The sequence below is a fragment of the Myxococcus xanthus genome, from assembly GCF_013116825.1.
In the GTDB taxonomy this organism is placed as follows: Bacteria; Myxococcota; Myxococcia; order Myxococcales; family Myxococcaceae; genus Myxococcus; species Myxococcus xanthus_B.
Genome location: NZ_JABFNS010000102.1, coordinates 1 through 23786, shown reverse-complemented (window position 1 = coordinate 23786; position 23786 = coordinate 1). Strand labels below are relative to the sequence as shown.

The following is a 23786-nucleotide window of genomic DNA, read 5'->3' as shown; positions in this document are numbered from 1 at the left end:
GGGGTGCCGCTCTGACATGCAGTGGGCCGGCTGCGGTGCGACGCGGAAAGCCCCCTTCGCTTAATGAAGCCCCTGGCGAAAGTCCACTCGCCCAGGGGCTGGAACAACCCGGCCGACGGGCCTCAGCTGCCCGAAGCCAAGGGGGTGGCCTGCCGCAACTGCGGGGCCTCCGAGACGAACTTCAGCTCCGGGTGCTTGTCCTCGGCGTGCTGGAGCGCCCAGTCATCCCGGAAGAGCACCAGGGGCAATCCGTCCCGGTCCTGCACCGTCTGACGGTTGCCTTCCCAGTCGAACGCCTTCGGGTCGAAGTTGGCGCCCACCACCCAGCGCGCATGGCTGAAGGGCAGCCGGTCGAGCGCGATCTTCGCGCCGTACTCGTGCTCCAGGCGGTACTGGAGGACCTCGAACTGGAGCGCGCCCACCACGCCGACGATGGGGTCCTTCATGCCCATCTGCAGCTGCTGGAAGATCTGCACCGTGCCCTCCTCGGAGAGCTGCTCCAGGCCCTTCTCCATCTGCTTGCGGCGGAGCGGATCCCGGCTGCGGACGACGGCGAAGAACTCCGGGCTGAAGCGCGGCACGCCCTCGAACTCCACGCCGGTGCCCTCCGCCAGCGTGTCGCCGATGCGGTACAGCCCCGGGTCGAACAGGCCGATGACGTCCCCGGGCCACGCGTCCTCGATGGAGGTGCGCTCGGCGGCCATGAACTGGCTCGGCTTGGCCAGACGGACGTCCTTGCCCAGGCGCGAATGGAAGGCGCTCATGCCCTTCACGTACCGGCCGCTCACCACGCGCATGAAGGCGATGCGGTCGCGGTGCGCGGGGTCCATGTTCGCCTGAATCTTGAAGACGAAGCCGGCGAACTTCGGGTGGGTGGGCTCACGCGGCCCCTGCGTCGTCAGGCGCGACGTGGGCGCGGGGGCCAGGTCCAGGAAGGCATCCAGGAACGGGCGCACGCCGAAGTTGGTCATCGCGCTGCCGAAGAACATGGGGGTCAGCTGCCCCGCATCGCTCTTCTCGCGGGTGAACTCGTCGCCGCCGATGTCCAGCAGCTCGATCTCCTCGTGCAGCTTCGCCAGCTCCGACTCGGTGAGGACCGTCTTGATTTCATCCGAGTCGATGGCGACCGAGCGCTCGCTCACCTCGGACTCGCCGTGGGAACCCTCGGTGGAGAAGACGTGGACGACGCGGGCCTGCCGGTCATAGACGCCGCGAAAGTCCGGGCCCATGCCGATGGGCCAGTTCATCGGGTAGGAGCGGATGCCGAGCACCTGCTCCAGCTCGTTCATCAACTCCAACGGCTCGCGGCCGTAGCGGTCCAGCTTGTTGACGAAGGTGAAGATGGGGATGCCCCGCATCCGGCAGACCTTGAAGAGCTTCTTGGTCTGCGGCTCCACGCCCTTGGCGGCGTCGATGAGCATCACCGCCGCGTCCGCCGCAGCCAGGGTGCGGTAGGTGTCCTCGGAGAAGTCCTGGTGGCCCGGCGTGTCCAGCAGGTTCACCGAGTGGTCGCGGTAGCTGAACTGGAGGACGGACGAGGTGACGGAGATGCCGCGCTCCTTCTCCAGCTCCATCCAGTCGGACGTGGCATGCCGCCGCGCCCGCTTGGCCTTCACGCTTCCAGCCAGATGGATGGCGCCGCCGTAGAGCAGCAGCTTCTCAGTGAGGGTCGTCTTGCCCGCGTCGGGGTGGGAGATGATCGCGAAGGTGCGCCGCCGGGCGACCTCCCTATGGAGCTCGTTCGTCATGACCCGGGGCCAACTATCACGGGCGGTGTTTCCTTGCAGCTTGCAAGCGGCGCTTGCCGACCGGGCAGGGGCCCATGCAAGGCTGCCGACCCACACCTACCCTCGGAGACCTCATGAAGCGCACCCAGCATTCCACTGGAACCCCGTGGGAGCCCCTGGTGGGCTACTCGCGCGCCGTGCGTGTGGGCCCCTTCGTCTCCGTGTCCGGGACGACAGCCACCGATGCCCAGGGAAACATCGTGGGCGTGGGGGACGCCTACCTGCAGGCCCGGCAGACGCTCCAGAACATCCAATCCGCCCTGGAGGCCCTGGGCGCCCGGCTGGAGGACGTGGTGCGCACGCGCATGTACGTCGTGGACATCCAGCAGTGGGAAGCGGTCGGCCGGGCGCATGGAGAGTTCTTCGCCCACATCCGCCCCGCCACGTCGATGGTGGAGGTCAGCCGCCTCATCTCCCCCGAAATCCTGGTGGAGATTGAAGCGGACGCCGTCGTCGCGGACGGCGTCTGACGGCGCGCTCCACAGTCCCTCAACACTTCTCCCGCAAGGTGGGTCCCTCAACGCAGCCGAGGGGGTCCCCACGTGTCGAGCATCAGCAAGTCGTTCAAGAAAGCGGTGAAGAAGGTCAAGAAGACGGCGAAGAAGGCGGGCAACACGGTGGTGGATACCGCCAACAAGGCGGCCGATACCGTCACAGGGACTGCCGGAACGGTCTCCCATCAGGTGAGCCGCGAGGCCGAGCAGCTCGCCCGGGAGGTGGACACGCTCACCCGCGACACCGCGAAGCTGGCGGAGCAGGCGTATGCGGAGTCCCTGGCCGCTGGGGAAGCCGCGTGGAACGAGATGGTGGAGTTGTCCACCCGCTTCCTCACGGACGCGCTGAGCGACGTCGCCGAGGCGCTGGCGGAGGACGTCTACCGCAAGCACCTGGCCCTCCTGGAGAACATGGCCGAGACGGGCTACGCACTGCTGACGAATCCCGCCCGCCGCGAGGAGGTGGACTTCCTCGTGGGCCAGTCCTCCCAGAAGAAGAAGGACGAGGACACGAACAAGACCGTCACCTCGCTGTCTCAGGACGAGTCGGTCCAGCGCACCGGCAATGAGGCCCGGAGCAAGGGGCTCGGGACCCTCTCCATCGGCAGCGGCGGCAGCGGGACCTTCGGCGCGGGCCCCGAGGGAAGCGTCGGCGTCGCCTTCGACCACCCGAGGCAGACGCAGGTCCGGGGCTTCTTCGGCATCGGGGGCGTCGCGGGCATCACCCAGGGTGTGTCGATGAACTTCCAGTTTGGCGCGTGGGCCGACATGCCCTCCAAGCTCGCCGGCCCCGTGCTCACGGTCAGCCTCGGCGCTGGCGTCGGCAAGTTCTGCGGTAGCACCCAGGTCGTCTTCAAGATGCCCATCACCGAGAAGGAATGGACGGCCTTCGCCACGAGTGGCAGGCTCGACCTCGCGGGCCTCGTGATGTGCCTCGGCGCGGAAGTCAGCACCTTCGCGGAAGACGGCGTGAGCGCCACTGTCGGCGGCGGCTACACCTGGGTGTACTGAGCGACAGCGCTGACACGACGAGACCCACCTGGGGACCGTGTCCATGAACCCATCGGCGCGCATCCTGGTCGTCGAGGACGATGCCCCCATCGCCGCGGGCATCGTTCGTGGATTGAAGCTCGCGGGCTTCCAGGTGGTGCTCGCCACGGATGGCGTGCTCGCGCTCGAGATGGCCGAGCGCGAGCACCCTGACCTGGTCGTGCTGGACCTCAACCTGCCCGGACAGGACGGCTTCGAGTTGCTGGAAGCCTGGCGCTTCCGGCTCCGAGTCCCCGTCATCGTCCTCACCGCGAGACAGGAGTTGGAGGCCCGGCTGCGCTCCTTCGGCCTGGGAGCGGTGGACTACCTCCCCAAGCCCTTCTGGATGGAGGAGCTGGTCGCCCGCATCCGCGCACGGCTGCTTCTCCAGGAGGAGCGCCCGCGACGCGTGCTGCGCTGGGACGACGTGAGCCTGGACCTCGACGCCCGCGAGGCGAGCCGCGAAGGCACCGGCGCCCTGCCCTTCACGCGCCACGAGTTCGACGTGCTCGCCTATCTCGCGGAGCGCCCGGGACGGGCCCTGACACGCGCCCAGATTGCCCAGCACGCGCTGCCGCCCAGCGAGGAGCGCGACGACCGGACCGTGGACTCGCACATCGCGCGCATCCGCAAGAAGCTGGGGCCCGCGGGCGCGCGCATCCAGACATCCTGGGGGATTGGCTACCGGTTCATCCCCGACGAGGAGCCGCGGTGAGGCTGCGCAACCGACTGGCCCAACGCATCCTCGTGGCCTCGGCGCTCCTGGGCCTGCTGGGCACGCTGGGCGCGTCCTTCCTCGCGATTGTCCTGGGCGTGGATGCCGCGCTGTCGCACGGCGTACGCATGTCCGCCGCCCTGGCGCTCGCGCCCCTGGCTTCGGAGTGCCGGACGACACCGGGATGGCGCTTCCGGAGCCCGGACGGAGTGGAGGTGGAGGCGTACGACATTGCCAAGGTGGGGACAGGCTCGCCCGGCGCACGGCCAGACCCCGAGCTGCTCGCGCGACTCGCCCAAGGAGAGCGTGAGCCCACCCTCTTCTACCTCCCGCTCTTCCGTCCGGACTCCGCCTGGGCGGGGGCCTCGCTGCTGAAGCTCGCCGAGTCCGGCCCCTGCAGCCTGCTGGAGTTCCGCTGGCCGCCCATGGACGAGCGCGCCACGGTGGGCGGGTGGGTCCTCGTGGCCGCCGTCCTCTTCACGATGCTCGCGGCGACGCTGTCCACCTTCGTCGTCGTCCACCCCCTCCTCCAGCGCCTGCGCCGTCTGCACCGGGCGGCGGGGATGCTCGGGGCGACCCGGTATCACTCCGCGGCGGATGGCCAGGACGATGAGCTGGGCGAGCTGTCCCGGGTGCTCGACGCCACCCATGCCCGTGTCCAGGAGGACGCCACCCGCATCGAGGCCCAGAAACACGCGCTGGAGCGACACCTGGCGGACGTCGCGCACGACCTGAAGACGCCCATTGCCTCGCTTCAATTGTCGCTGGAGCTGGCCTCGACGACGCCCACCGAGCCGACCGCGGCGCTCCTCCGCCAGGGCATCGAGGACACCGTCTACCTCACCTCCCTGGTGGACAACCTCCACCTCGCCTGCCAGCTCGGAGAGGGCATCGACCCGACGGCGGGCGACCCGCGCGTGGAGCTGGGGCAGACCGTGGAGCGGGTGGTGCGCAGGCTCCAGCAGCTCGCGCGGCTGCTGGGGCTCACCGTGGAGTGCTCCCGGCCCGACGAGGCGCTCTGGGTGCGCTGCAATCCCACGATGCTGGAGCAGGCCCTGGGCAACCTGCTCCACAACGCCGTCACGCACGGCGAGGCGGGGGGCCACGTCGTGGCGGTCCTGGAGGATGCGGAACCCGGGCGCTTCCGGCTCACCGTGCTCGACGACGGCCCGGGACTCTCCGCGGAGGAGCTCGAGCGCCTGGGCGAGCGCGGGTTTCGCGCGCAGGCCACGCGGCGCCGGGCGACCCGGGGCAGCGGACTTGGCCTGTCCATCGTCCGCGAGCTGTGCCAGCGCGTCGGCTTCTCACTCGCCTTCGCGCCCAACCCGCCGCGCGGCCTGAAGGTCGTCATTGAAGGACCTCGCGCCTCCACGCGCAAGCCGGGCTGAGCGCCGCTGCCGTGAGCGCGGGCAGCAAGCCGGCCGCCCGCCGGGCCCCGTGCCACGGCGCGACCTGAGCGACAGGGCTGGCCACCGGCTTCGACGCGCCCCACCTTGAAGGCAGCCATGGGCGTTGCCTGGAAGGACAACATCGATGTCGCGGACGCGCTGGAGCGCGTCGCGGACCTGCTGGAGGAGCAGGACGCGATGCCCTTCCGGGTCGGCGCCTACCGGAAGGCCGCGAGCACCATCGCGCAGTGGCCTCAACCCGTGGCGGAGCTGCTGGCCGAGGAAGGTGAAGCAGGGCTGCGCAAGCTCCCCGGCGTGGGGAAGAGCATCGCCGCGGCGATGGCGGAGCTGATTCGCACAGGACAGCTCGCCCTGCTCCAGCGGCTGGAGACAGAGCACTCTCCGGAGCAGCTCCTGGCCAGCGTGCCGGGCATCGGCGCGGGCCTGGCCCGCCGCATCCACGACGAGCTGAGCGTGCGGACGCTGGAGGAGCTGGAGCAGGCCGCACACGACGGACGGCTGGAGCGCGTGGAGGGCTTCGGCCCCCGGCGCAGCGAACAGGTGCGCGAGCTGCTCGGCGCGCGGCTGGGCAGGGAGCGGCGCAGCGCAGCACGACGGAGCGAAGGACGGGATGAAGGCCCCCGGCCGGACGTGGGCGTGCTGCTCCAGGTGGACGAGGAATACCGGCGGCGCGCGGACGCAGGCGAGCTGCGCCGGATTGCCCCGCGCCGGTTCAATCCCTCCGGCGAAGCATGGCTGCCCGTGCTCCGCAAGAAGCTGGAGGGATGGAACTTCCGCGCGCTCTTCTCCAACACCGCGCTGGCCCACCAGCAGAATGCCACCCATGACTGGGTGGTGCTCTACTTCGACCAGGAAGGCGACGAGGGCCAATGCACCATCGTCACCGCGCATGGCGGTCCGCTCGACGGCCGACGTGTGGTGCGCGGACGCGAGGTGGAGTGCCTCGCGTACTACGGCGTGGAGTCCGAGGAAGTCGAAGCCCCGCAGCCCGGGGCCTGACGCGCCGGCACGTCAATCATGCAGTGAGATGTAATGGATGAGGGCGGCGTAGAACTCCGGCTCATCGAAGGCGTCCGGCCCGACCCCCACCACATCCACATGGTCCTGAGGCACCACGCTGGACATGGACGTGCTCTGCGGACGCGATGGCGCGTTCAAATCATTGAGCGCGGGAATGGACGCGTCGTCCGTCACCGAGTCGAAGCCGAAGAAGGCGTCGTGGTAGCGCAGCCGGCGCCCCATCTGCTGAGAGTTGATGCCCACCATGCCATCGTCATCCGCTTCGTTGCGTACGCCGTCGCCACAGCCGGCCGCGCCGTCGTTGTCCCCATCCCCCGCGCAGTAGCCGTTGCCGTCGATGTCGAAGAGGAACTCCTTCAACAGGTACAGCGCCGGATTCACATTCCCCCCGGACTGCGCGGTGATGAGTGACACGTAGCGCTCCGCGTAGTTGCTGCTCGCCGGATACTTCTCGTTGAAGACCTTCATGCCCGTGACGACACCGTCCGAGGATGAATAGTCATTGAAGACGAGCTGCTTCGCCGCCGCATAGGCATCATTGCCCGGCGCATAGACGGAGTCGCCGTAGTAGCGCGCCAGCGCCGCGATGACGCTGGTGACGCCCGGCTTCTGGTCGAGGATGTACTTCGCCACCGGCGAGCCCCGGTGCGGCGAAGACACACTGGCCAGCACCGCCACCGACGTGGCGCCCCTTCGCTCCCGCAGCACGCGCGCCGCCTTCCGCGCGTCGATGCCCCCTTGAGAGTGGCCGATGATGCTCACCTTCGAGGCACCCGTCGTCGCCATGAAGCCCTCGATGTCGTCCGCCAGGTCCAGCCCGCGGACCTCCGAGGACTGAAACGCCGCCACCTGTGCAACGAAGGCGCGCTGTCCCGGGTCGAGGTCGCTGTTGCAGTTCGTGTCGAAGCGCGACTCACAGGCCTCGCCCACGAAGGTGCCGAAGTCGTTCCCCCAGTAGTCGTAGCCGAGCAGGTCATCGAACCCGCCCATGCCGTGCGCGAACACCACGGGGTATTGCGTCTTCGCCGCGCCGGCCCAGGACGCGGGAGCCCCTCCCAGCACTCCGGCGAACAACCCCGTCATGACCACCCTTTGAATCCGATTCATGCGTCCCCCTCGAATGCACCGCTGGGAGATTGGAGCAGCGGAGACGCGGCTCGGGTCACCCGAAAGCGCGCCGCCATCACCCAGGCGACACCCCAAGCCTCCAGCTGTCTTGCGGGCCGCATCCGAAAGCCCGCCCCGGTGACACAAGCCCCGGGGCGGGACGTGGAATCAGGGCGCGGGCGAATACAACCCGGCGGAGGACAGCGAGCCGCTGGGGCCCAGACCTCCCGACACCAGCACGCGGCCTGAGCCCACCAGCGTCACCACGCCCGCGCTGGTGAGCGCCGTGGGCAGTGTTCCGGCGCTGTGCCATTGGCGGCTGGCCGGGTCATACACCTCGGCCGAGGCCAACAAGCCCACGGTGCCGCCTCCGTCACCGCCCAACACCAGCACGCGGCCGGAGGGCAGCAGCGCGGACATCGGTCCGTAGCGGGCGTGCTGCATGGACGTGAGCGAGGTCCAGACGCCCGTCGCCGGGTCGTAGAGTTCAGCCGTGGCGAGCGCCCCCCGCGCGCCCCAGCCTCCGGCCACCAGCACCTTGCCCGACGGAAGCGCCACCGCCGTGTGGCCATAACGCGGCCCGGACAGGGAGCCGGTGAGCGTCCACTGCCCCGTGGACACGTCATAGAGTTCCGCCGAGGACGTGTCTCCATCCTGCGTGTTGCCTCCCACCACCAGGACCTTGCCGGACGGCAGCGAAGTCGCGGTGTGGTACTGCCGACGGCGGCTCATCACCCCGGTGGCGGTCCACGTCCCGGTCGCCGCGTCATACAGCTCCGCGGTGGCCAGCATGCCAGAGAAGCTGGAGCTCATCCGGCCTCCCGCCACCAGGACCTTGCCGTTGGGCAGCAGCGTCGCGGTGTGGCGCGCACGCGGCGCAGCCAGGGCCCCCGTGGAAGCCCACGTGCCCGTGGCCGCGTCATAGAGCTCCGCCGAGGACAGATAGCTGGACGACGTGCTCTGGCCTCCCGCTGCCAGCACCTTGCCATTGGGCAGCAGCGTCGCGGTGTGGAGATAGCGCGCGGTGAGCAGCGTGCCCGTCTGCAGCCAGTGACCCGTGGCCTCGGAGTAGCGCTCCGCGCCCGTCAACGCCGTGCTGCCATTCGCGGTGCCACCAGCCGCGAGGACCTCGCCCGAAGACAACACCGTCAAGGAATGGTGGTACCGCGCGGACTGCATGGCATTGGCCGCGCGCCAGGGAAGCGTGGGCGGGACGTAGCGCTCGGCGGAAGCGGTACGCAGGACGCCGTCCGGGCTTCCGCCCGCGACCAGCACCTCCCCCGTCCCCAGCAGCGCGGCGGTGTGGCCCAGCCTGCTGGTGCCCATCGAAACCGTGGAGGTCCAGAGCGCGTTGACAGGGTCATACAATGCAGCGCTCTGGAGGTAGGGCTCGCTGCCGTCCGTGCCACCGGTGATGAACACCTCGCCGGAGTGCAGCACCGTCGCGGTGTGGTGCGCGCGCTCGACGGGCATCAGGCCCCCCGCGGAACCCCAGACACCCGCCTCCACGGTGTACAGCTCCGCGCTGCGCGTCGCGGTGATGTCATCCACCAGCCCGCCGGACACCAGCACCTTGCCATTCAGCAGCGCCGTCGAGGCATGCCCCGTGCGCGGCGAGCTCATGGCGGCGGTGGAGGACCAGGTTCCCGTGGCGGGGTCATAGAGCTCCGCGCTCCGAAGGACGGTGCCCCACGAACTGGAGCGCCCGCCCGATACCAGCACCTTGCCATTGGGCAGCAGCGTCGCCGCGTGTCCCATGCGCGGGACGGTCATGCTGTGGGTGGCGCTCCAGGTCCCCGTGTCGGCGTCATACAGTCGCGCCGTCCTCAACGCGGCTCCCGTGCCGTCCTCTCCGCCCATCACCATCACTTTGCCGTTGAGCAGCAACGTGGCGGTGTGTCCCGAGCGAAGGGAGTCCAGGCTGCCGGTGGAAGACCAGGTCCCGGTGGCCACGTCGTACAGCTCCGCCGTGCCGGTGGTCGCGGCGGCGACGTCACCGCCCACCACCAGCACCTTGCCATTGGGCAGCAACGTCGCGGTGTGGCGCCGGCGGATGACATTCATGCTCCCCGCGCTGAGCCACCGCGCGGTCGCCACGTCGTATTGCTCAGCGCTCGTGGAGGACTGGCCACCGGAGACCAGCACGCGGCCATTGGGCAGCACCGTGGCCGTATGGTCCAGCCGCTGAGTGGACATGCTGGGGGTCTCTACCCAACTGACGGAAGCGAGCTCGGCGTCGTGGGTCCATGGCTCATTCAGCGCATCTGCAAAATCCTCGTGTGAGCATCCTGCGAACACGAGGGTCATCAAGAGCGCGGCCTTTCGGCCGAACCCGACAGGTTCAAACATAAGCGGGGGTCCTTTGTGCAACGGGGGGATGCGCGGCGGGACCGCGCTCGGCGCCTTTACCCCAGCCCTGCACGGGCGGACCATCGCACCACCCAAAACTGAACACATCAATACGTGGGGCCTTGGGCACCCACCCGTGCGGGGTAAAGCCAGAGGCCACCGCGCCAGGCCATGCAATTCAAGCAACCGAAGAATTGCCAGCCAAACAAACGGCAACCGCCTCCTTCAAATCCACCCAGCCTCCTTCGGAGTGCTGGCGGTCTACCTGCTTGTCCCAGGCACGCATGAACAGAGCGCCATGGCGCCGCGCTGGCGGTTCTTCGCCTGCGCAGGGCCGGAACACCCGGAGGGCGCAGCGGCGACAAGCGCGCGGCACTGGCGACAATGCAAAACCAATCTCAAAGTGAAAATATGAACCAGCCAGAGCGCCTCGACTCGCCCGGCGCCGCTGTCGAGTCGAGGCGCGGCGTGGCATCTCCGCCGGAACGTCACTCGGTTTTCGCGGTCACGTTTCGGAGAACCTCCCAGGCGCCGTTTCCATCGCCCGCTCGTCGCGGCGCTGTTCGCCGCCGGTCTGGCGACCGCTGCTGCGTTCAAGCTGAAGCATGAGTCTGGCACGCTGAGCGTGCCAGCCACGCCGTCCCGTCTCGCCGTCGATGACCTCGGCGTGCTCGACACGTTGAACACGCTCGGCATCCGCGCCGTGGCCGTGCCGAAGGCCACCGTCCCGGCCACGCTGTCCGCCTACAACAGCAATGGCGTGCCCCAGGCCGGCAGCCTGTTCGAGCCCGATACCAAGGTCCTCGCGGAGCTGAAGCCGGACCTCATCGTGGTGAGTGCGCGCTCGCGGAAGCAGGCCGAGGGCCTGAGCGCGCTCGCGCCCACCGTGAACCTGCCCGTTCGCGCCGACCACTTCGTGGAGGACGTGACGGGCCAGACGCTGGCGCTGGGCAAGGCCTTCGGCAAGCAGAAGGCAGCCGACCCGCGGGTGAAGAACTTCGAGGAGGAGCGGGCGGCGCGAGCCACCGCGCTGGGGAGAGGCGCGTCATGCCCGCGTCAGCTGCTCGCCGACGTGTACCGGCGGATGGAGCGCAGCCACACCTGCCGTGAGCCCCAGGCGAAGAGCCCCGCGCCCACCACCGCGCCCACGAGCGACTGGGGCGGCAGCCGTCCCAGCATGGCCTGCGCCGGGAAGGTCGTCATCAGCGCCAGCGGGATGACGTACGTGAACACCATCGTCAGGACGCCGCGCCCCACGCCCTGGAACACGGAGGACGGCCAGCGCGCGAAGTCGAAGATGGAGGTGAACAGGTACGTCAGGTTGTCCACCCGCACGACGAAGAACGCCGCGCTCACCGTCAGAATCCACAGCGAGTAGAGCAAGAGCGTGCTCGTCCCCAGCAGCAGCACGGAGGCCAGCAGCCCCGTCACCGACGGCCACCGTCCCAGGTGCATGAAGGCGTAGACGAACAGCCCGATTCCCGTCAGCACGTTGAAGGCCCGCCACGGCTGGAAGCGCTGCGTGGACACCAGGAACTGCGCGTCCGCCGGCTTGAGCAACACGAAGTCCAACGTGCCCTTGCGGATGTGCTCCACCACTCCCGTGAGGCTGGGGTTGATGGCGCCCTCCAGGATGCCCTGCAGCAGCGTGAACCAGCCCACCACGAGCAGCGCCTCGCCGAAACTCCAGCCCTCGATGTTGGGCCGCTCACCGTAGACGACGAACAGCGGCGCCAGCGCCGTGAAGGTCCAGAAGAGGGACGTCAGCCCCTCCGTGAAGAAGTCCGCGCGGTACTGCAGGGACAGCAGCCCCGACGCCTTGAGTTGAATGCCCAGCAGCCGCAGATAGCGCTTCACGTTCACTTCAGCCCCCGAACGCCGCGAAGCGCCGCACGCCCTGCTTCCACGCCACCGCCGCCACCACCCCCAGGACCGCCACCCAGGCCCACTGGGCCGCCAGCAGCCGCAGGGACGCCTCCCAGCCATGGGCCCCCGTCAGCATCTCCACCGGGACGCCAATCTGATAGCGGAAGGGCAACCAGTCGATGATGGTGCGCAGCGTGGGCGGCAGCAACTCCACCGGGTACATGTAGCCGGAGCACACGAAGAAGAGCACCAGCCACACCTCCAGCACCTTCTGGCTGCTCTCCAGGAAGAAGCACAGCGCGCCAATGGCCACGTTGGCCAGGAAGGCCACGGCCCAGCCGCCAATCACCGACAGCACGACGAAGCCCCACTGCCATGCGTGCTGGGGCACCGCCTTCTGCCCCACCAGCGCCACGCTCAGCAGCATCACCGGCACCCCGACCATCAATCGCATGGGGAAGGCGGCGATGCTCTCCACCGCGTAGGCCCACAGCGGGGAGATGGGGCGCAGCAGGCGCATGGCCAGCGTCCCCTGCTTCACCTCCCAGTTGATGAGCCACGCCGCCCACGACGTGGCCAGCTGCCGCACCGCGAAGGTGGCCAGGAAGTAGCTGATGAAGTCCGCCTCGCCGAAGCGGCCCACGGGTGCTTCTCGCGACACCGCCATCCACAGCACCATGTTGACCAGCGGCATGGTGGTGGACAGCACCCAGATGAGCATCTCCGCGCGGTAGGCCACCGCCTCCGCGAACCCCACCCGCAGCAGCGTGGGAAAGGCGCGCAGTGTGGTCCGGGCGCTCATGCGGACACCGGCTCCGACACCGCCGTCCGGCGCGCCTTCGACTCCGCGAACAGCTCGCTCATCACCTCTTCCAGCGGCGCGTTCTCCACCGTGAGGTCCATCACCGGCAACGTGGACAGCGCGCGGGTGATGGTGGCGTTGACCGCCTCCTGCTGGACCTGGAGCACCGCGGTGCCGGGCTCGTGCGTCACCACCCGGCCCAGCGGCGACAGGCGCCCGGCGTCCACTTCCTCCGACAGGCGCAGCACCACGCGCTTCTCCGGCCGCACCCGCTGCACCAGCGCGTCCAGGCCGCCGTCGTATGACAGGAGCCCCTTGTCGATGACGATGACGCGGGGGCACAGCGCCGCCACGTCGTCCATGTAGTGGCTGGTGAGGATGAGCGTGGCGCCGTACTTCTCGTTGTACTCCTTGATGAACGTCCGCATGGTGGCCTGCATGGCCACGTCCAGGCCGATGGTGGGCTCGTCCAGGAAGAGCACCCGGGGCTGATGGATGAGCGCCGCGGCCAGCTCGCACTTCATCCGCTCCCCCAGCGACAGCTGACGGGTGGGCTTGCCGATGAGGTCCCCGATTTCCAGGAGCTCAATCAGGTCCGACATCGTCTTCTTGTACTGGGCCTGGGGCACGTCGTAGATGGCGCGGTTGAGTTCGAACGTCTCCGCCGGAGGCAGGTCCCACAGGAGCTGCTGTTTCTGCCCCATGACGAGCATGATTTTCTTGAGGAAGGCCTCCTCCCGCTTCTGCGGGACATGGCCGTCCACCGTCACCTCGCCGTCGGAGGGATAGAGCAGGCCGGAGAGGACCTTGAGCGTCGTCGTCTTCCCGGCGCCATTGGGGCCCAGGAAGCCCACCCGCTCCCCGGGGCGGATGTCGAAGGAAATCCCATCCACGGCCTTCACCGTGGTGTAGCTACGGTGGATGAGCGAGCGGAGGGCCGCCTTCAAGCCCGGCGGGCGCTTATGGACTTTGTAGTGCTTGCGAAGGCCGCGAACGGAAATCATGTGCGACCAGGGTTTAACGCGCTCTCCCCCTCCATGGCGATCTCCCCGTTGACGGCTTGGCGGGACGACAATCGGTTGGCAACGGCCGCGGCGGGACGCGGCCTCACAGGTGAAGGCTGGGTTCGATGAGCAACGCATACAGCAAGGACCTGGAGCGATGGATGCCGCGGCTCATCGCCGTCTGGCGCGCGTCACGCGGCCGGGGCGGTGGCGGCGGGCCGGAGACGCGCCTGACGCCCCAGGAGGTGAAGGAGGTGGCCGCGGGTGTCCGCCAGCTCTCCCTGGGCCTCACGCGGGAGCGGCAGCTCGCCGGCGCGCGGTACATGGACGACCCGAAGCTCCTGGGCGCCTACCTCCTCTTCTACTGGCCGGTGTCCTATGCGCAGGCCCGGCAGGTGCTCGGCGAGCTGCCGAACCGCCCCCGGCAGGTGCTGGACCTGGGCAGCGGTCCGGGCCCGGTGGCCTTCGCCGCCCTGGACGCGGGCGGGGGCCAGGTCACCGCCGCCGACCGCAGCAAGGCCGCCCTCACCCTGGCGCGAAACCTGGCCGCCGAGGCCGGTGAGGCCCTGGCCACCCGCGACTGGGACCCGACGAAGAAGGGCGCCACGCTGCCCGACGGCCAGTTCGACCTGATTACGATGGGCCACGTCGTCAACGAGCTGTACGGCACGGGGGACGCGGCCACGGCCCCCCGCGCCGCGCTGCTGGAGACGATTCTGGCCAAGGTGAAGCGCGGCGGCAGCCTGCTGGTGATGGAGCCCGCGCTGCGCGAGACGAGCCGCGGCCTGCTGCACGTGCGCGACGCCATGGTGGCCAAGGGCTACGCCGTCCGCGCGCCCTGCATGTACCGCGGCCCCTGCCCCGCCGTGGTGAAGGAGACGGACTGGTGCCACGCCGAGCGCGCCTGGCCCATGCCTCGCGTGGTGGAGGAGCTGGCGCGCGCGGCGAGCCTGCACAAGGAATCGCTGAAGATGAGCTACCTGGTGCTGGCGCCCAAGGACGAGGCGTGGCCGGAGCTGACGCCCGGGCGCCTGTTCCGCATCGTCTCCGAGCCCCTGGAGGGCAAGGGCCGGCACCGCTACATCGGCTGTGGCCCCGAGGGCCGCGTGGGCCTGGCGATGCAGGAGCGCCACCGCAACGAGCGCAACGAGCGCTTCCTCAAGCTGAACCGGGGCGATGTCATCTCCGTGACGGAGACAGAGCCCAAGGGTGACGGGCTCGCGCTCGACGAGCGCACCGAGGTGCGGGTGGTGGCTCCCGCGGGCAAGGGTGTGCCGCCCCCGCCTCCCGCGGAGGACGCGCCTTCGAGCCCGGGAACCAGCCCGCGCCCGGGCGCGCCCTCCTGAGTGAAGCACCCGGCCCCTGACTCCTCGGGGCCGGTAGACGCATGGCCTGGCTCAGTGCCGGGCCTGGGCATAGCCTCCCGTGAGGACGTCGCACATGTGGCGGAAGGCCTTCACGCCGTCCTTCATGGCGCCCACCGCGCCCTGCGCGAGGACGGTGGCCTGCACGCGGACCAGCCGCAGCCGGCGCGGCGCGGGCGTGTGAGGCGAAGTCGCGGGACGGATGAGCGAAGCGATGTTCATGGCGTGCTCCGTGGGGTGTGGGAGACAACCGGCAGTCTCCACCCCGTCCGCGAAGCCCACGTTGCGGCGCGGTGAACTCGCCGTCACATCGTCCGTGGCCTGCCTGACAGAGCGCCCTCCTGGCAGGAAGTCCGCCGCACACTCCAGACGCCCTGCCACCCGCGGACGGACGGCCCCCGGCGGGGCCCCTGCTAGGGTCAGCCACTCCCACCGCTACGGAAGGCCTGCCCGTGTCCGTGTCCCACCGTCCGCTGCGTCCGCTGTACCCGCCCCTGGAGCCCTACCGCACCGGACGCCTGCGCGTCTCCGGTGGGCATGAGGTGTACTTCGAGGAGAGCGGCAACCCGGAGGGCAAACCGGTGCTCTTCGTCCACGGGGGGCCCGGCGGAGGAACGGACCCGCGCCAGCGCCGCTTCTTCGACCCGACCGCGTACCGCATCATCCTGTTCGACCAGCGCGGCTGCGGGCGCAGCACCCCGCACGCGAGCCTGGAGGAGAACACCACCTGGGACCTGGTGGCCGACATGGAGCGGCTGCGCGAGTTCCTGGACATCGCCCGGTGGCAGCTCTTCGGCGGCTCATGGGGCAGCACCCTGTCCCTGGCCTATGCCCAGACACATCCCGAGCGCGTCTCGGAGCTGGTGCTGCGCGGCATCTTCCTGCTCCGCAAGCAGGAGATTGACTGGTTCTATCAGCGAGGCGCCAGCGCCCTCTTCCCGGACGCGTGGGAGTACTACCTGGAGCCCATTCCGCTCGAGGAGCGTGGGGACCTGCTGGCGGCCTACCACCGCCGGCTGATGGGCTCCGACGTGAAGGCGCAGCAGGAGGCCGCGCGCGCGTGGAGCGTGTGGGAAGGACGCACCAGTTGCCTGTACCCCAACGCGGAGCTGGTGGCGCGCAACAGCGGGGACGCCTTCGCGCTCGCCTTCGCCCGCATCGAATGCCACTACTTCGTCAACCGGGGCTTCCTGCGCAGCGACACCCAGCTGCTCGACGACGTGCACCGCATCCGCAACATCCCCGCCGTCATCGTCCAGGGGCGCTATGACGTGGTGTGCCCCCCGGAGAGCGCCTGGGCCCTGCACAAGGCGTGGCCGGAGGCGGAGTTCGTCATGGTGTCCGACGCGGGGCACTCCGCGAACGAGCCGGGCAACACCTCCGCGCTGGTGGATGCCACGGACCGCTTCCGCGGGCGCTAGCGTCTGCTCACCTCCGCGCCGGAACCGCCGCCGTGTCCCGCGCCGCGTCCACGCGGCGGAAATAGAGGATGACCCACAGGCTCACCAGCGCGGCCACCGTCACCATGGCTTCGCCCGCGAACGCCCCCGCCTGCTGTCCCCACGCCGCGGCGGCCTGCTTCCCCACCACCACCGTCAGCGCGTTGAAGAAGGCGTGGGCGCCCACCGCGAGCCAGTACCACTTCACCTCGCCCCGGATGAAGCGCTGGAGCACCACCACCGACAGCGCGATGTGCACCCCCATGGAGCCCAGCCGCTCGTAGGCCCCCAGCAGCGGCATCCACCAGTCCAGCGCGGCGATGGTGGCCTTGGCTTCCACCACCTGCGCCACCTGCTCCGGCTTCAGCGGCAAGGTGGCGGGGTCCAACCTGGACAGGGCGATGACGTTGACGAGCCCCAGCGCCGCCAGCCCGCCCACCAGCAGCGCCGACTCCAGGCCGCCGTGGCCCACGCCGAAGCCCACCGCGTCGCGCCAGCGGCGGAAGTCCTTCAGCGGCTTGCGGAAGGCCCACAGCCGCGCCGTCTCCTCGAAGAGGCCCGCGGTGAGGGACAGCACGACAATCCAGACGCCCAGCAGCACCGAGGACGTCTTCAGCGCGTCGCGCATGAAGTACTGCGCCACCTGCACCATGGGCAGCCGGGTGAGCAACTGCGACAGCGCGAACGCCGCCGCGCCCCAGCCCACCACCTTCCAGGCCACGCCCAGCCGCCGGCGCGCCCACAGCACCATGCCCACCGGCATCAGCACGTCGAAGGCGATGGCCACCGCGTAGCTGGCGACCAGCCGCGTATCCACAACTTCCACGCGCGCTCTCCCTTCCAGGAAGCACAGGTTCCTGACGCCCGGCTTCGAGGACACCAGCGAAGCGCCGCCCGAATCCAGGGGAAAGTGTCCGCCTCCCAGACCTGGCGGCCCTGCCCCGAAAACCAGCGGGGCCGCTGTCCCGGGGCGACGCCAGTGACATGCAATCGATGGTCATCCGCGACAGCGCGCCAGCTCGGTCCGCGCGTCCGCCGTCTCCTGGACATAGGCCTTGCGCCACACGGACAGCTCCTCCCAGGCGCGGCGGGCCTCTCCGCAGGCCTCTTCCACCGCGCCCGTCAACCGAAGCGCCCGCGCGAGCCGGCGGCGCAGCCTGGGAACGCGGGCGGAGACCACCTGCCGGGCGGTGAGGTCCGCCAGCGCGGTCCGCAGTGGCGCCAGGGCCTCGGCGGGCTGACCTCGCGCGAGGTGGACGTCCCCCAACAGCAGCAGCGCCTCGATGCGCTCGGACGACGAAGGCCCCAGGTCCCGCTCCATGGCCACGAGCGCCTGGTCCACGTGACGACGGGCCTCGTCCACCTGCCCTAGAAAGAGGAGGGCATCCGCCAGGTAGCGCAGTCCCGTGCCATCCATCTCTCCCTTGTCGGCCAGGGGCCGCTGGAGCGCGACGCCGCGAGCGTGGAAGCCGCGGGCCTCGTCCGGACGCCCCAGGAGCCGCAACAGCCGGCCCACCTCGTGCGCATCCAGCGCCACCTCCGGGTGGGTCGCGCCATAGGCACGCTCGCGATGCGCCAGGAGACCTCGGGCATACTCCAGTTCCGGCAAGCGCTCGCCCTGCTCGCCCAGCACCCCCAGCCGATTCGACTTCACCCCTATCAACACCGGGCTGTCGGCGGCCACGCTCTTGAGCGCCACGGCCCAGCTCTCCTCCGCGGCCTCCCGCGCCTGGGCCGCATGCCCCCACTCGACGTAGACGAGGGCCAGGTTGGACAAGGTCCGGGCCACCGACAGGTTCTCCTCCCCCAGCGTCTGGCGAAGGATGCCCAGCGCCCGCTTGAGGACGGCCTCGGCGCTCGACAGCTCCCCCAGGAGGGCCAACGTGCCCCCCAGGTTCGACAGGGCCCGTCCCGTGTCCCGGTGCGCCGGCCCGAAGTGCCTCTCACGGACGCGCAGCGCCTCCTCCTGCCAACGCTTCGCCTCCAGCAACCGTCCCTGTTGCCCGGCCAGCAATCCCAACCGGCCGTTCAGCTCCGCGCGCGTGAACGACTGGCCCCGGGCGCTGGCGGTTTCCAACAAGGCACGCAGCAGCGACTCGGCCTCCGAGAAGCGACCCTCCTGCTCCAGGAGCTCCGCCTGCGCCTGGTCCAGCAGGGTGTCCAGCTCGGCGTCTCGCAGCGTCTCCGCCAGGGCCCGGGCGCGATGGAGGAAGGGCCACGCCTCCTGGGGCCGTCCCATTCCGTACCCATGCAGCCAGGCCTGGAAGTGCAGCACCCGCGCGAGCACGCCCAGATGCCGCCCTGCCTCGGCCGCCAGCGCGCCCTGGACCAGGGACTCGCGCGCGTCCTCGAAGGCCCCCGCGTCCTCCTGCAATCTCGAGCAGAGATGATGCGCCTCGGCTTCCAGCGGCCGATGATGGGTGGCCAGCGCGCGCTCCCGGGCGGCCAGCGCGATTCGCAGGCCCTCGGGGGTATGCCCCGCGAGCCGCTTCGCGTTCGCCCGCGCGAGCTCCGCGCGCACCGCGTCCACCTCCGCGCGCGCCTTCGGGTCCTCCGGCGGAGACACGGCCTCCTGCAACGTGCGCACGTCCGCGCACCCGCCCACGCCTCCGAGCGAGGCCCCCAGCCCGAAGCCCCGCTCCACCGTCCGCGCGTCCGCGCCCTGGAGCGCCGCCGTCAGCCGCGACAGCTCTCCCAGCCGCTGGTCCAGGCACGTCATCCGCAGCCCCAGCGCCGCTTCCGACTGCTCGCCGAAGACGCGCGTCGCCTCGCACGCGGCCTGATGCGCGCGCGTCCAGTCCTGCGTCCACTGCTCCAGAGAGGAGGCTACGGCCTGGAACGAGGCCTCGGCCGCGGGGTCTCCCGTCCTCAGGAAGGCCTGACGCGTGGCCTCCCGCACGGGCGCGTCCCAGATGCCCTCGAGGTGCCGTTCACTGCCCAGGCAGACTTCGCTCGGCGCCGCCGCAGAAGGCCCCAGCACGAGGAACCCCAGGCCCACCAGCCCTCCCGCGAGCACCGCCGTGGCCGCGCTGCGCTTCCAGGCCCCCACCTCCCGCGCGAGGCGGGCTCGCAGCACCTGCATGGACTCGAAGCGCCGGGACGGGTCCACGGAGAGGCCCCGCCGCACCACGGCCTTGAGCCACGAGGGCACGCCCCGCTGCTCCGGACGCACCTCCTGACGCTGCATGGACGCCAGGAGCTCCTCGCGCGTGGCGCCCGCGAAGGGCCGCTGCCCGTTGAGCGCCTCGTAGAGCGCGACGCAGAAGGCGAACTGGTCCGAACGGGCATCCCCCCGCTCCCCGCGAAGCTGCTCCGGCGCGCCATAGGCGGGCGTCCCCAGGAACGTGCCCGTGACGGTGAGCGGCGCCTCGCCGGAGTCGATGGCCGCATCCTCCCGAGGCGGCCCCAGTCCCACCGCGGCGTTGGCCAGGCCGAAGTCGGTGATGCGCACCTGGCCGTCGCGCGTCAGCAGGACGTTGTCGGGCTTGAAGTCGCGGTGGATGATGCCCAGCGCGTGCGTGGCCGCGAGCCCATCCGCCGCCTGGGTGAAGCGCGCCAGGATTTCCCGGCGCGTGCGCGGCTTCTCCGCCAGCCACCGCCGGAGCGTGCCGCCCTCCACGAGCTCCATCACCAGGAAGAGCTGTCCCTGGAACTCGCCCACGTCATGCAACTGGGCGACATGGGGATGCGACAGGCGGGCCATCGTGCGGGCCTCGCGCTCCAATCGCTGACGCGCCTGGGCCAGCGAGTCCTCCCCGAGCCTCGCGAGGTTCAGCAGCTTCAGCGCCACCTTGCGGTCCAGCTCCGGGTCATGGGCGGCATGGACGCGCCCCATGCCACCTTCGCCGAGCAACCCGAGCACCACGTACCGCCCCACCCGCGCGCCGGAGACGAGCAGCCCCGTGTCGACCAACGGGGGAGGACTCTCCAGCCCCCCCAGCGCGGCGAGCACGCTCCGGCACTCCGAGCAGCCGGAGACATGCTGGCGCACCGCCGTCATGCCCTCGGGGTCCAACGCACCGTTCGCGAACCCCGAAAGTGCGTTCTCATCCGGGCAGCTCACTCACGCCCCTCCAGCAGGCCGGAGAGGCTCAAGTCCAACCGTCCATGGATGGCGCGCATCACGCTGTCCACTTCCGGCTCGGGCAACGACAGGCGTTCAGCGAGCGCGCGCCGCGTCCGTTTCTCCAGCAGTGACTGCACCGCGCTGAGCCGGCGTGAGAGGGTGGACTTGTGCAGGTCGAACAGGGCGCCCATGCGCTCCAGGGAGAGGCGCTCCACGAAGTGCAGCCGCAGCAGCTCCCGGTCCTCATCGTCCAGCGAAGCCACCGCCCGGACGAAGGCCGCGCGCACATGCCCCCGGGCCTCCTCCCGCACGAAGCCCAGCTCCAGGCCGCCCGGCGCGGGGTGTGCGGCGAGCACCTCCGCCTCCACGTGGGACTCTTCTCCCAGCGCCTTGCGCATCCGCAGCGCCAGCCGCGTCGCGGAGATGCTCACCCAGTGCAGCAGCGGGCCCGCGCCCGCGTACCCGAGCAACCGGGACGGTGCCTCCGCGCGAGGCATCAGGAGGTTGGCCCGGAGCGCTTGCAACACCTCGTCCGTGAACGCCGGCGAGGGGTGGATGCGCGCCAGGGAGACGCGCAGCTTGAGGAGGACCTCCTGCTCCAGGAGCGCGCGGGCCGCTGGCAGTCCCTGCGCGCAGGCGAGCGCGAGCGCGACGTCCCTGACATGCAGCCGCTCCAGCGCGAGCACCGGGTCCACCGCTCGCGAAAGCAGCGCGCCCAGGTGTTGGGCGAAGGCCCTGGACTCGGGCGCGGCGGCGTGGAGGTCCGCGGCCAGGGAGACGGCGCGGTCCACGGCCTCCCTGGCACTCGGCGCCGCGCGGAGGCGAGCGGAGGATGGCTCGCCAGCGGCCCGCAACACCCACTCGAAGAACTCCGTGTTCGCCCCATGCATCCCAAGCGCTCCTGACATCACGCTGACGATACATCAAGCCCACGATTCAACGAGACCAGGGCCCTGGAGCCACCGGGTGCTCAGGCCTTCCGCGCGCTCAGGGCCTCGGCCAGCTCCGCGTAGAGGTGGATGGCGCTGCGGATGGACTTCTCCCAGTCGCCCAGGTGCAGGCTTTCATTCTCCGAATGGGCATAGGTGTACGGGTCCTCCACGCCGATGAGCAGCGCGGGCACGCCGCCCAGCTCCTTCGCGAAGGGCTCCACGAAGGGAATGGACGCGCCGCAGCCAATGGCGACCGCCTTCGTGCCGTAGCCCTTCTCCAGCGCGCGGAAGGCCGCCTGGAACGCGGGGTGGGACGGGTCCGTGTACCACCAACCGGACGCGCCCTCCGTGTCGAAGTGGACCTCCAATCCCCACGGGCACACCTTGCGCAGGTGCTCCTTCAAGCGCTGCTCCACGTCGCGCGCCTCCAGGTCCGGGACAATGCGGATGCCCACCCGCGCCCAGGCCGAATCGCAGATGATGTTGCGCGCGTCCTTGCGGCTGCTGGCCTGGATGGCATTGATGGCGATGCTCGGCTGACGCCAGTTCATCTCCCACGGATGCGCCCCGCCTCCCAGCACCTGCGCGCCCGGCAGCAGGCCCGACTGCGCGCGGAAGTGCGCCTCGTCTCCGGGCAGGGATTGGATGCTCTGGCGCTCTGCGTCCGTCAGCGGCTTCACGCGCTCGCGGATGCCTTCAATCGCGATGGAGCCATCCGCGTGCGTCAGCGTGGCCAGCATCCGGCACAGCGCCATCACGGGGTCCGGCACCGGGCCGCCCCACATGCCCGAGTGCACCGCCTGCCGCAGCGCCCGCACCTCCACGTCCACCGTGACGAGCCCGCGCAGCGCGGTGGTGATGGAGGGCAGGCCGGTGTCGAAGTTGGACGTGTCGGTGAGGACGATGGCGTCCGCCTTCAGGAGCGCCGCGTGCGTCTGGAGGAAGGCGCCCAGGAAGTTGCTGCCAATCTCCTCCTCGCCCTCGATGATGACCTTCACGTTGAGCGGCAACGCTCCCGCGCCCTTCAGCCACGACTCCACCGCGGACGTGTGCACGACGATGCCCGCCTTGTCGTCCGCCGAGCCGCGGCCGTACAGCCGGCCGTCGCGCTCCACCGGCTCGAACGGAGGGCTCTTCCACGCGGCCTCGTCACCCGCGGGCTGCACGTCATGATGCGCGTAGAGCAGCAGCGTGGGCTTGCCCGGCGCCTTGAGCACCTCGCCGTAAACGTAGGGGTGCGTGCCCTCGATTTCGAGTAGCTGGACGTTTTCAAAACCACGGTCTTTCAACAGCCGTGCAGTCGCTTCCGCGCTGCGTCGTACCTGCGTCGCATCGAAGCCAGGAAATGAGACACTGGGAATCCGGACGAGGGACTTGAGGTCCTCCAGGTACGTCTGCTTTTTCGACTCGAAGTGTGAGAGAGCGTTGTCAGTGGACATGCGCACCCCTTAACCCAAAAAGGCGGGCAGGCGTGCCATGTCCCCGCGCGGATGTTGCGCGGTCCAAGTATCATCCGGAGCCATGTCCGACACCCCGACCCTGCTGCTTGTCGATGACGACAGTTTCGTGCGCCGTATCCTCAAGGACGTCATCGCCGACACGGGCATCGAGCTGCGGCTGCTCGAGGCCGCGGACGGTGAAGAAGGCCTGGCTGTGGCCGCGCGGGAGAAGCCCGCGGTGATGTTCCTGGACCTGTTCATGCCGAAGAAGAGTGGACTGGAGGTCCTGGGCGCCATCAAGACGGTGTCGCCCACCACGCGTGTGTTGGTCATCAGCAGCATGGACGCGGAGCCCGTCGTGGAGCAGGCCATGGCGGCGGGCGCCGTGGGCTTCGTGGGCAAGCCCTTCCATCCGCTCGAGATCGCCTCGGCCGTGCGCCAGGCGTTGGCTCACTGACCCCCGGGGTGTTTTCGTGTCGTCTTCTGCTGTCGGTTACTGGGTCGCGGACCATCTCGGACGTGTGCTGGGCCCCCTGGCGCTCCAGGCCCTCCGGGAACTGATTTCCTCCGGGCGATTGAAGGCCGCGGTGCGCGCCTCGCGGGATGGGACGAACTGGGTCGCCCTGCCGGAGCTGGCCGAGCTGAGCGACTTGTTCGCCAGCGCGCGTCCCACGCCCTCCCTGGAGCTGCAGCAAGCCGAGCGCCTGCGCGCGCAGATGCGCGCCATGCAGAGCCTGCCAGCCCACGAGGTCTTTGGCCTCAAGCCCACCGCCAACCTGGACGAGCTGCGGCTGGCCTACTTCCGCATGGCCAGGCGCTTCACGCCGGACCACGTGTCCCCGGACACGCATCCGGAGCTCAAGAAGGTGTCGGCGGAGATCTTCGACTTCCTGTCGCGCCGCATGCGCGACGCGGAGGCCACCTGGACGCAGGCGGTGCAGGCGCCCCGCCCTCCGCCGCCCGT

Annotated in this window: 20 protein-coding genes and 1 pseudogene; 10 read left to right on the top strand and 11 right to left on the bottom strand. The window is 70.0% G+C overall.

The window, feature by feature from the left end; all coding sequences use genetic code 11:
- Positions 1-122: 122 nt before the first annotated feature.
- Positions 123-1748, bottom strand: coding sequence for a peptide chain release factor 3 (locus HNV26_RS26065; RefSeq protein ID WP_171443637.1), 1626 nt, complete (start codon positions 1746-1748; stop codon positions 123-125).
- Positions 1749-1861: 113 nt separating this feature from the next.
- Here HNV26_RS26065 and HNV26_RS26060 point away from each other — a divergent pair, with 113 nt between their 5' ends.
- The 5 genes from HNV26_RS26060 to HNV26_RS26040 all read left to right on the top strand — a co-directional run bounded on the left by HNV26_RS26060 (position 1862) and on the right by HNV26_RS26040 (position 6433).
- Positions 1862-2257, top strand: a complete 396-nt coding sequence (locus HNV26_RS26060; protein WP_171443636.1) for a RidA family protein — start codon at positions 1862-1864, stop codon at positions 2255-2257.
- A gap of 72 nt (positions 2258-2329) precedes the next feature.
- Complete coding sequence (locus HNV26_RS26055) at positions 2330-3292, top strand: hypothetical protein (RefSeq protein WP_171443635.1); 963 nt, start codon at positions 2330-2332, stop codon at positions 3290-3292.
- Positions 3293-3335: 43 nt separating this feature from the next.
- Complete coding sequence (locus HNV26_RS26050) at positions 3336-4025, top strand: response regulator transcription factor (RefSeq protein WP_216612714.1); 690 nt, start codon at positions 3336-3338, stop codon at positions 4023-4025.
- Entirely contained in the window at positions 4022-5413 is a 1392-nt protein-coding gene (locus HNV26_RS26045; RefSeq protein ID WP_171443634.1) for a sensor histidine kinase, read from the top strand. Before HNV26_RS26050 ends, HNV26_RS26045 begins: the two co-directional genes overlap by 4 nt.
- A gap of 117 nt (positions 5414-5530) precedes the next feature.
- Positions 5531-6433 carry a helix-hairpin-helix domain-containing protein gene (locus HNV26_RS26040; RefSeq protein ID WP_171443633.1) on the top strand — a complete coding sequence of 301 codons (903 nt, stop codon included), beginning with the start codon at positions 5531-5533 and terminating at the stop codon, positions 6431-6433.
- Between the two features lie 12 nt (positions 6434-6445).
- Here HNV26_RS26040 and HNV26_RS26035 read toward each other — a convergent pair whose 3' ends face one another.
- Positions 6446-7561 (bottom strand): esterase/lipase family protein, encoded by a 1116-nt coding sequence (locus HNV26_RS26035; protein ID WP_171443632.1) that lies wholly within the window; start codon positions 7559-7561, stop codon positions 6446-6448.
- A gap of 168 nt (positions 7562-7729) precedes the next feature.
- On the bottom strand, positions 7730-9757 hold the full coding sequence (locus tag HNV26_RS26030) for a kelch repeat-containing protein (RefSeq protein WP_253817036.1): 2028 nt from the start codon (positions 9755-9757) through the stop codon (positions 7730-7732).
- Positions 9758-10535: 778 nt separating this feature from the next.
- On the opposite strand from HNV26_RS26030, the pseudogene HNV26_RS38630 reads away from it, so the two are divergent.
- Positions 10536-10859: pseudogene (locus HNV26_RS38630) on the top strand (siderophore ABC transporter substrate-binding protein); the annotation flags it as partial.
- 107 nt (positions 10860-10966) lie between these two features.
- On the opposite strand, the gene HNV26_RS26020 reads toward HNV26_RS38630, so the two are convergent.
- The 3 genes from HNV26_RS26020 to HNV26_RS26010 are packed head-to-tail and all read right to left on the bottom strand — an operon-like array spanning position 10967 to position 13582.
- Complete coding sequence (locus HNV26_RS26020) at positions 10967-11773, bottom strand: ABC transporter permease (RefSeq protein ID WP_140866579.1); 807 nt, start codon at positions 11771-11773, stop codon at positions 10967-10969.
- Between the two features lies 1 nt (position 11774).
- Positions 11775-12578, bottom strand: coding sequence for an ABC transporter permease (locus tag HNV26_RS26015; protein WP_171443630.1), 804 nt, complete (start codon positions 12576-12578; stop codon positions 11775-11777).
- Complete coding sequence (locus tag HNV26_RS26010) at positions 12575-13582, bottom strand: ABC transporter ATP-binding protein (RefSeq protein WP_171443629.1); 1008 nt, start codon at positions 13580-13582, stop codon at positions 12575-12577. The genes HNV26_RS26015 and HNV26_RS26010 overlap by 4 nt, the downstream gene beginning before the upstream one ends.
- A gap of 125 nt (positions 13583-13707) precedes the next feature.
- Between HNV26_RS26010 and HNV26_RS26005 the strand changes: the two genes are divergently transcribed.
- Complete coding sequence (locus HNV26_RS26005; RefSeq protein ID WP_171443628.1) at positions 13708-14928, top strand: small ribosomal subunit Rsm22 family protein; 1221 nt, start codon at positions 13708-13710, stop codon at positions 14926-14928.
- A 51-nt stretch (positions 14929-14979) separates the two neighbouring features.
- On the opposite strand, the gene HNV26_RS26000 is transcribed toward HNV26_RS26005, so the two are convergent.
- The gene (locus HNV26_RS26000; protein ID WP_020478821.1) at positions 14980-15168 is read right to left on the bottom strand and encodes a hypothetical protein; all 189 of its coding nucleotides are present in this window, start codon (positions 15166-15168) and stop codon (positions 14980-14982) included.
- A 230-nt stretch (positions 15169-15398) separates the two neighbouring features.
- On the opposite strand from HNV26_RS26000, the gene pip reads away from it, so the two are divergent.
- Complete coding sequence (pip, locus tag HNV26_RS25995; protein ID WP_171443627.1) at positions 15399-16367, top strand: prolyl aminopeptidase; 969 nt, start codon at positions 15399-15401, stop codon at positions 16365-16367.
- Between the two features lie 7 nt (positions 16368-16374).
- Here pip and HNV26_RS38620 read toward each other — a convergent pair whose 3' ends face one another.
- The 4 genes from HNV26_RS38620 to HNV26_RS25975 form a co-directional block, all read right to left on the bottom strand.
- Positions 16375-17211, bottom strand: coding sequence for a YhfC family intramembrane metalloprotease (locus tag HNV26_RS38620; RefSeq protein WP_171443626.1), 837 nt, complete (start codon positions 17209-17211; stop codon positions 16375-16377).
- A 171-nt stretch (positions 17212-17382) separates the two neighbouring features.
- On the bottom strand, positions 17383-20448 hold the full coding sequence (locus HNV26_RS25985; protein WP_171443625.1) for a serine/threonine-protein kinase: 3066 nt from the start codon (positions 20446-20448) through the stop codon (positions 17383-17385).
- Positions 20445-21341 carry a transcriptional regulator gene (locus HNV26_RS25980; protein WP_171443624.1) on the bottom strand — a complete coding sequence of 299 codons (897 nt, stop codon included), beginning with the start codon at positions 21339-21341 and terminating at the stop codon, positions 20445-20447. The genes HNV26_RS25985 and HNV26_RS25980 overlap by 4 nt, the downstream gene beginning before the upstream one ends.
- 80 nt (positions 21342-21421) lie before the next feature.
- The gene (locus HNV26_RS25975) at positions 21422-22822 is read right to left on the bottom strand and encodes a M20/M25/M40 family metallo-hydrolase (protein WP_171443623.1); all 1401 of its coding nucleotides are present in this window, start codon (positions 22820-22822) and stop codon (positions 21422-21424) included.
- An 82-nt stretch (positions 22823-22904) separates the two neighbouring features.
- On the opposite strand from HNV26_RS25975, the gene HNV26_RS25970 reads away from it, so the two are divergent.
- Both HNV26_RS25970 and HNV26_RS25965 read left to right on the top strand, forming a co-directional pair.
- On the top strand, positions 22905-23279 hold the full coding sequence (locus HNV26_RS25970; protein ID WP_002635842.1) for a response regulator: 375 nt from the start codon (positions 22905-22907) through the stop codon (positions 23277-23279).
- A 16-nt stretch (positions 23280-23295) separates the two neighbouring features.
- Positions 23296-23786, top strand: a 491-nt coding sequence (locus tag HNV26_RS25965; protein ID WP_366816967.1) for a J domain-containing protein, incomplete at its 3' end; no start/stop codon positions are given.

What these genes read in the sequence shown, in the direction of transcription:
- HNV26_RS26065 (WP_171443637.1), bottom strand. Translation starts at nt 1,748, where the DNA reads ATGACGAACGAGCTCCATAGGGAGGTCGCCCGGCGGCGCACCTTCGCG.
- HNV26_RS26060 (WP_171443636.1), top strand. Translation starts at nt 1,862, where the DNA reads ATGAAGCGCACCCAGCATTCCACTGGAACCCCGTGGGAGCCCCTGGTG.
- HNV26_RS26050 (WP_216612714.1), top strand. Translation starts at nt 3,336, where the DNA reads ATGAACCCATCGGCGCGCATCCTGGTCGTCGAGGACGATGCCCCCATC.
- HNV26_RS26040 (WP_171443633.1), top strand. Translation starts at nt 5,531, where the DNA reads ATGGGCGTTGCCTGGAAGGACAACATCGATGTCGCGGACGCGCTGGAG.
- HNV26_RS26035 (WP_171443632.1), bottom strand. Translation starts at nt 7,561, where the DNA reads ATGAATCGGATTCAAAGGGTGGTCATGACGGGGTTGTTCGCCGGAGTG.
- HNV26_RS26030 (WP_253817036.1), bottom strand. Translation starts at nt 9,757, where the DNA reads ATGTCCACTCAGCGGCTGGACCATACGGCCACGGTGCTGCCCAATGGC.
- HNV26_RS26015 (WP_171443630.1), bottom strand. Translation starts at nt 12,578, where the DNA reads ATGAGCGCCCGGACCACACTGCGCGCCTTTCCCACGCTGCTGCGGGTG.
- HNV26_RS26010 (WP_171443629.1), bottom strand. Translation starts at nt 13,582, where the DNA reads ATGATTTCCGTTCGCGGCCTTCGCAAGCACTACAAAGTCCATAAGCGC.
- HNV26_RS26005 (WP_171443628.1), top strand. Translation starts at nt 13,708, where the DNA reads ATGAGCAACGCATACAGCAAGGACCTGGAGCGATGGATGCCGCGGCTC.
- HNV26_RS26000 (WP_020478821.1), bottom strand. Translation starts at nt 15,168, where the DNA reads ATGAACATCGCTTCGCTCATCCGTCCCGCGACTTCGCCTCACACGCCC.
- HNV26_RS25980 (WP_171443624.1), bottom strand. Translation starts at nt 21,341, where the DNA reads ATGCATGGGGCGAACACGGAGTTCTTCGAGTGGGTGTTGCGGGCCGCT.
- HNV26_RS25975 (WP_171443623.1), bottom strand. Translation starts at nt 22,822, where the DNA reads ATGTCCACTGACAACGCTCTCTCACACTTCGAGTCGAAAAAGCAGACG.
- HNV26_RS25970 (WP_002635842.1), top strand. Translation starts at nt 22,905, where the DNA reads ATGTCCGACACCCCGACCCTGCTGCTTGTCGATGACGACAGTTTCGTG.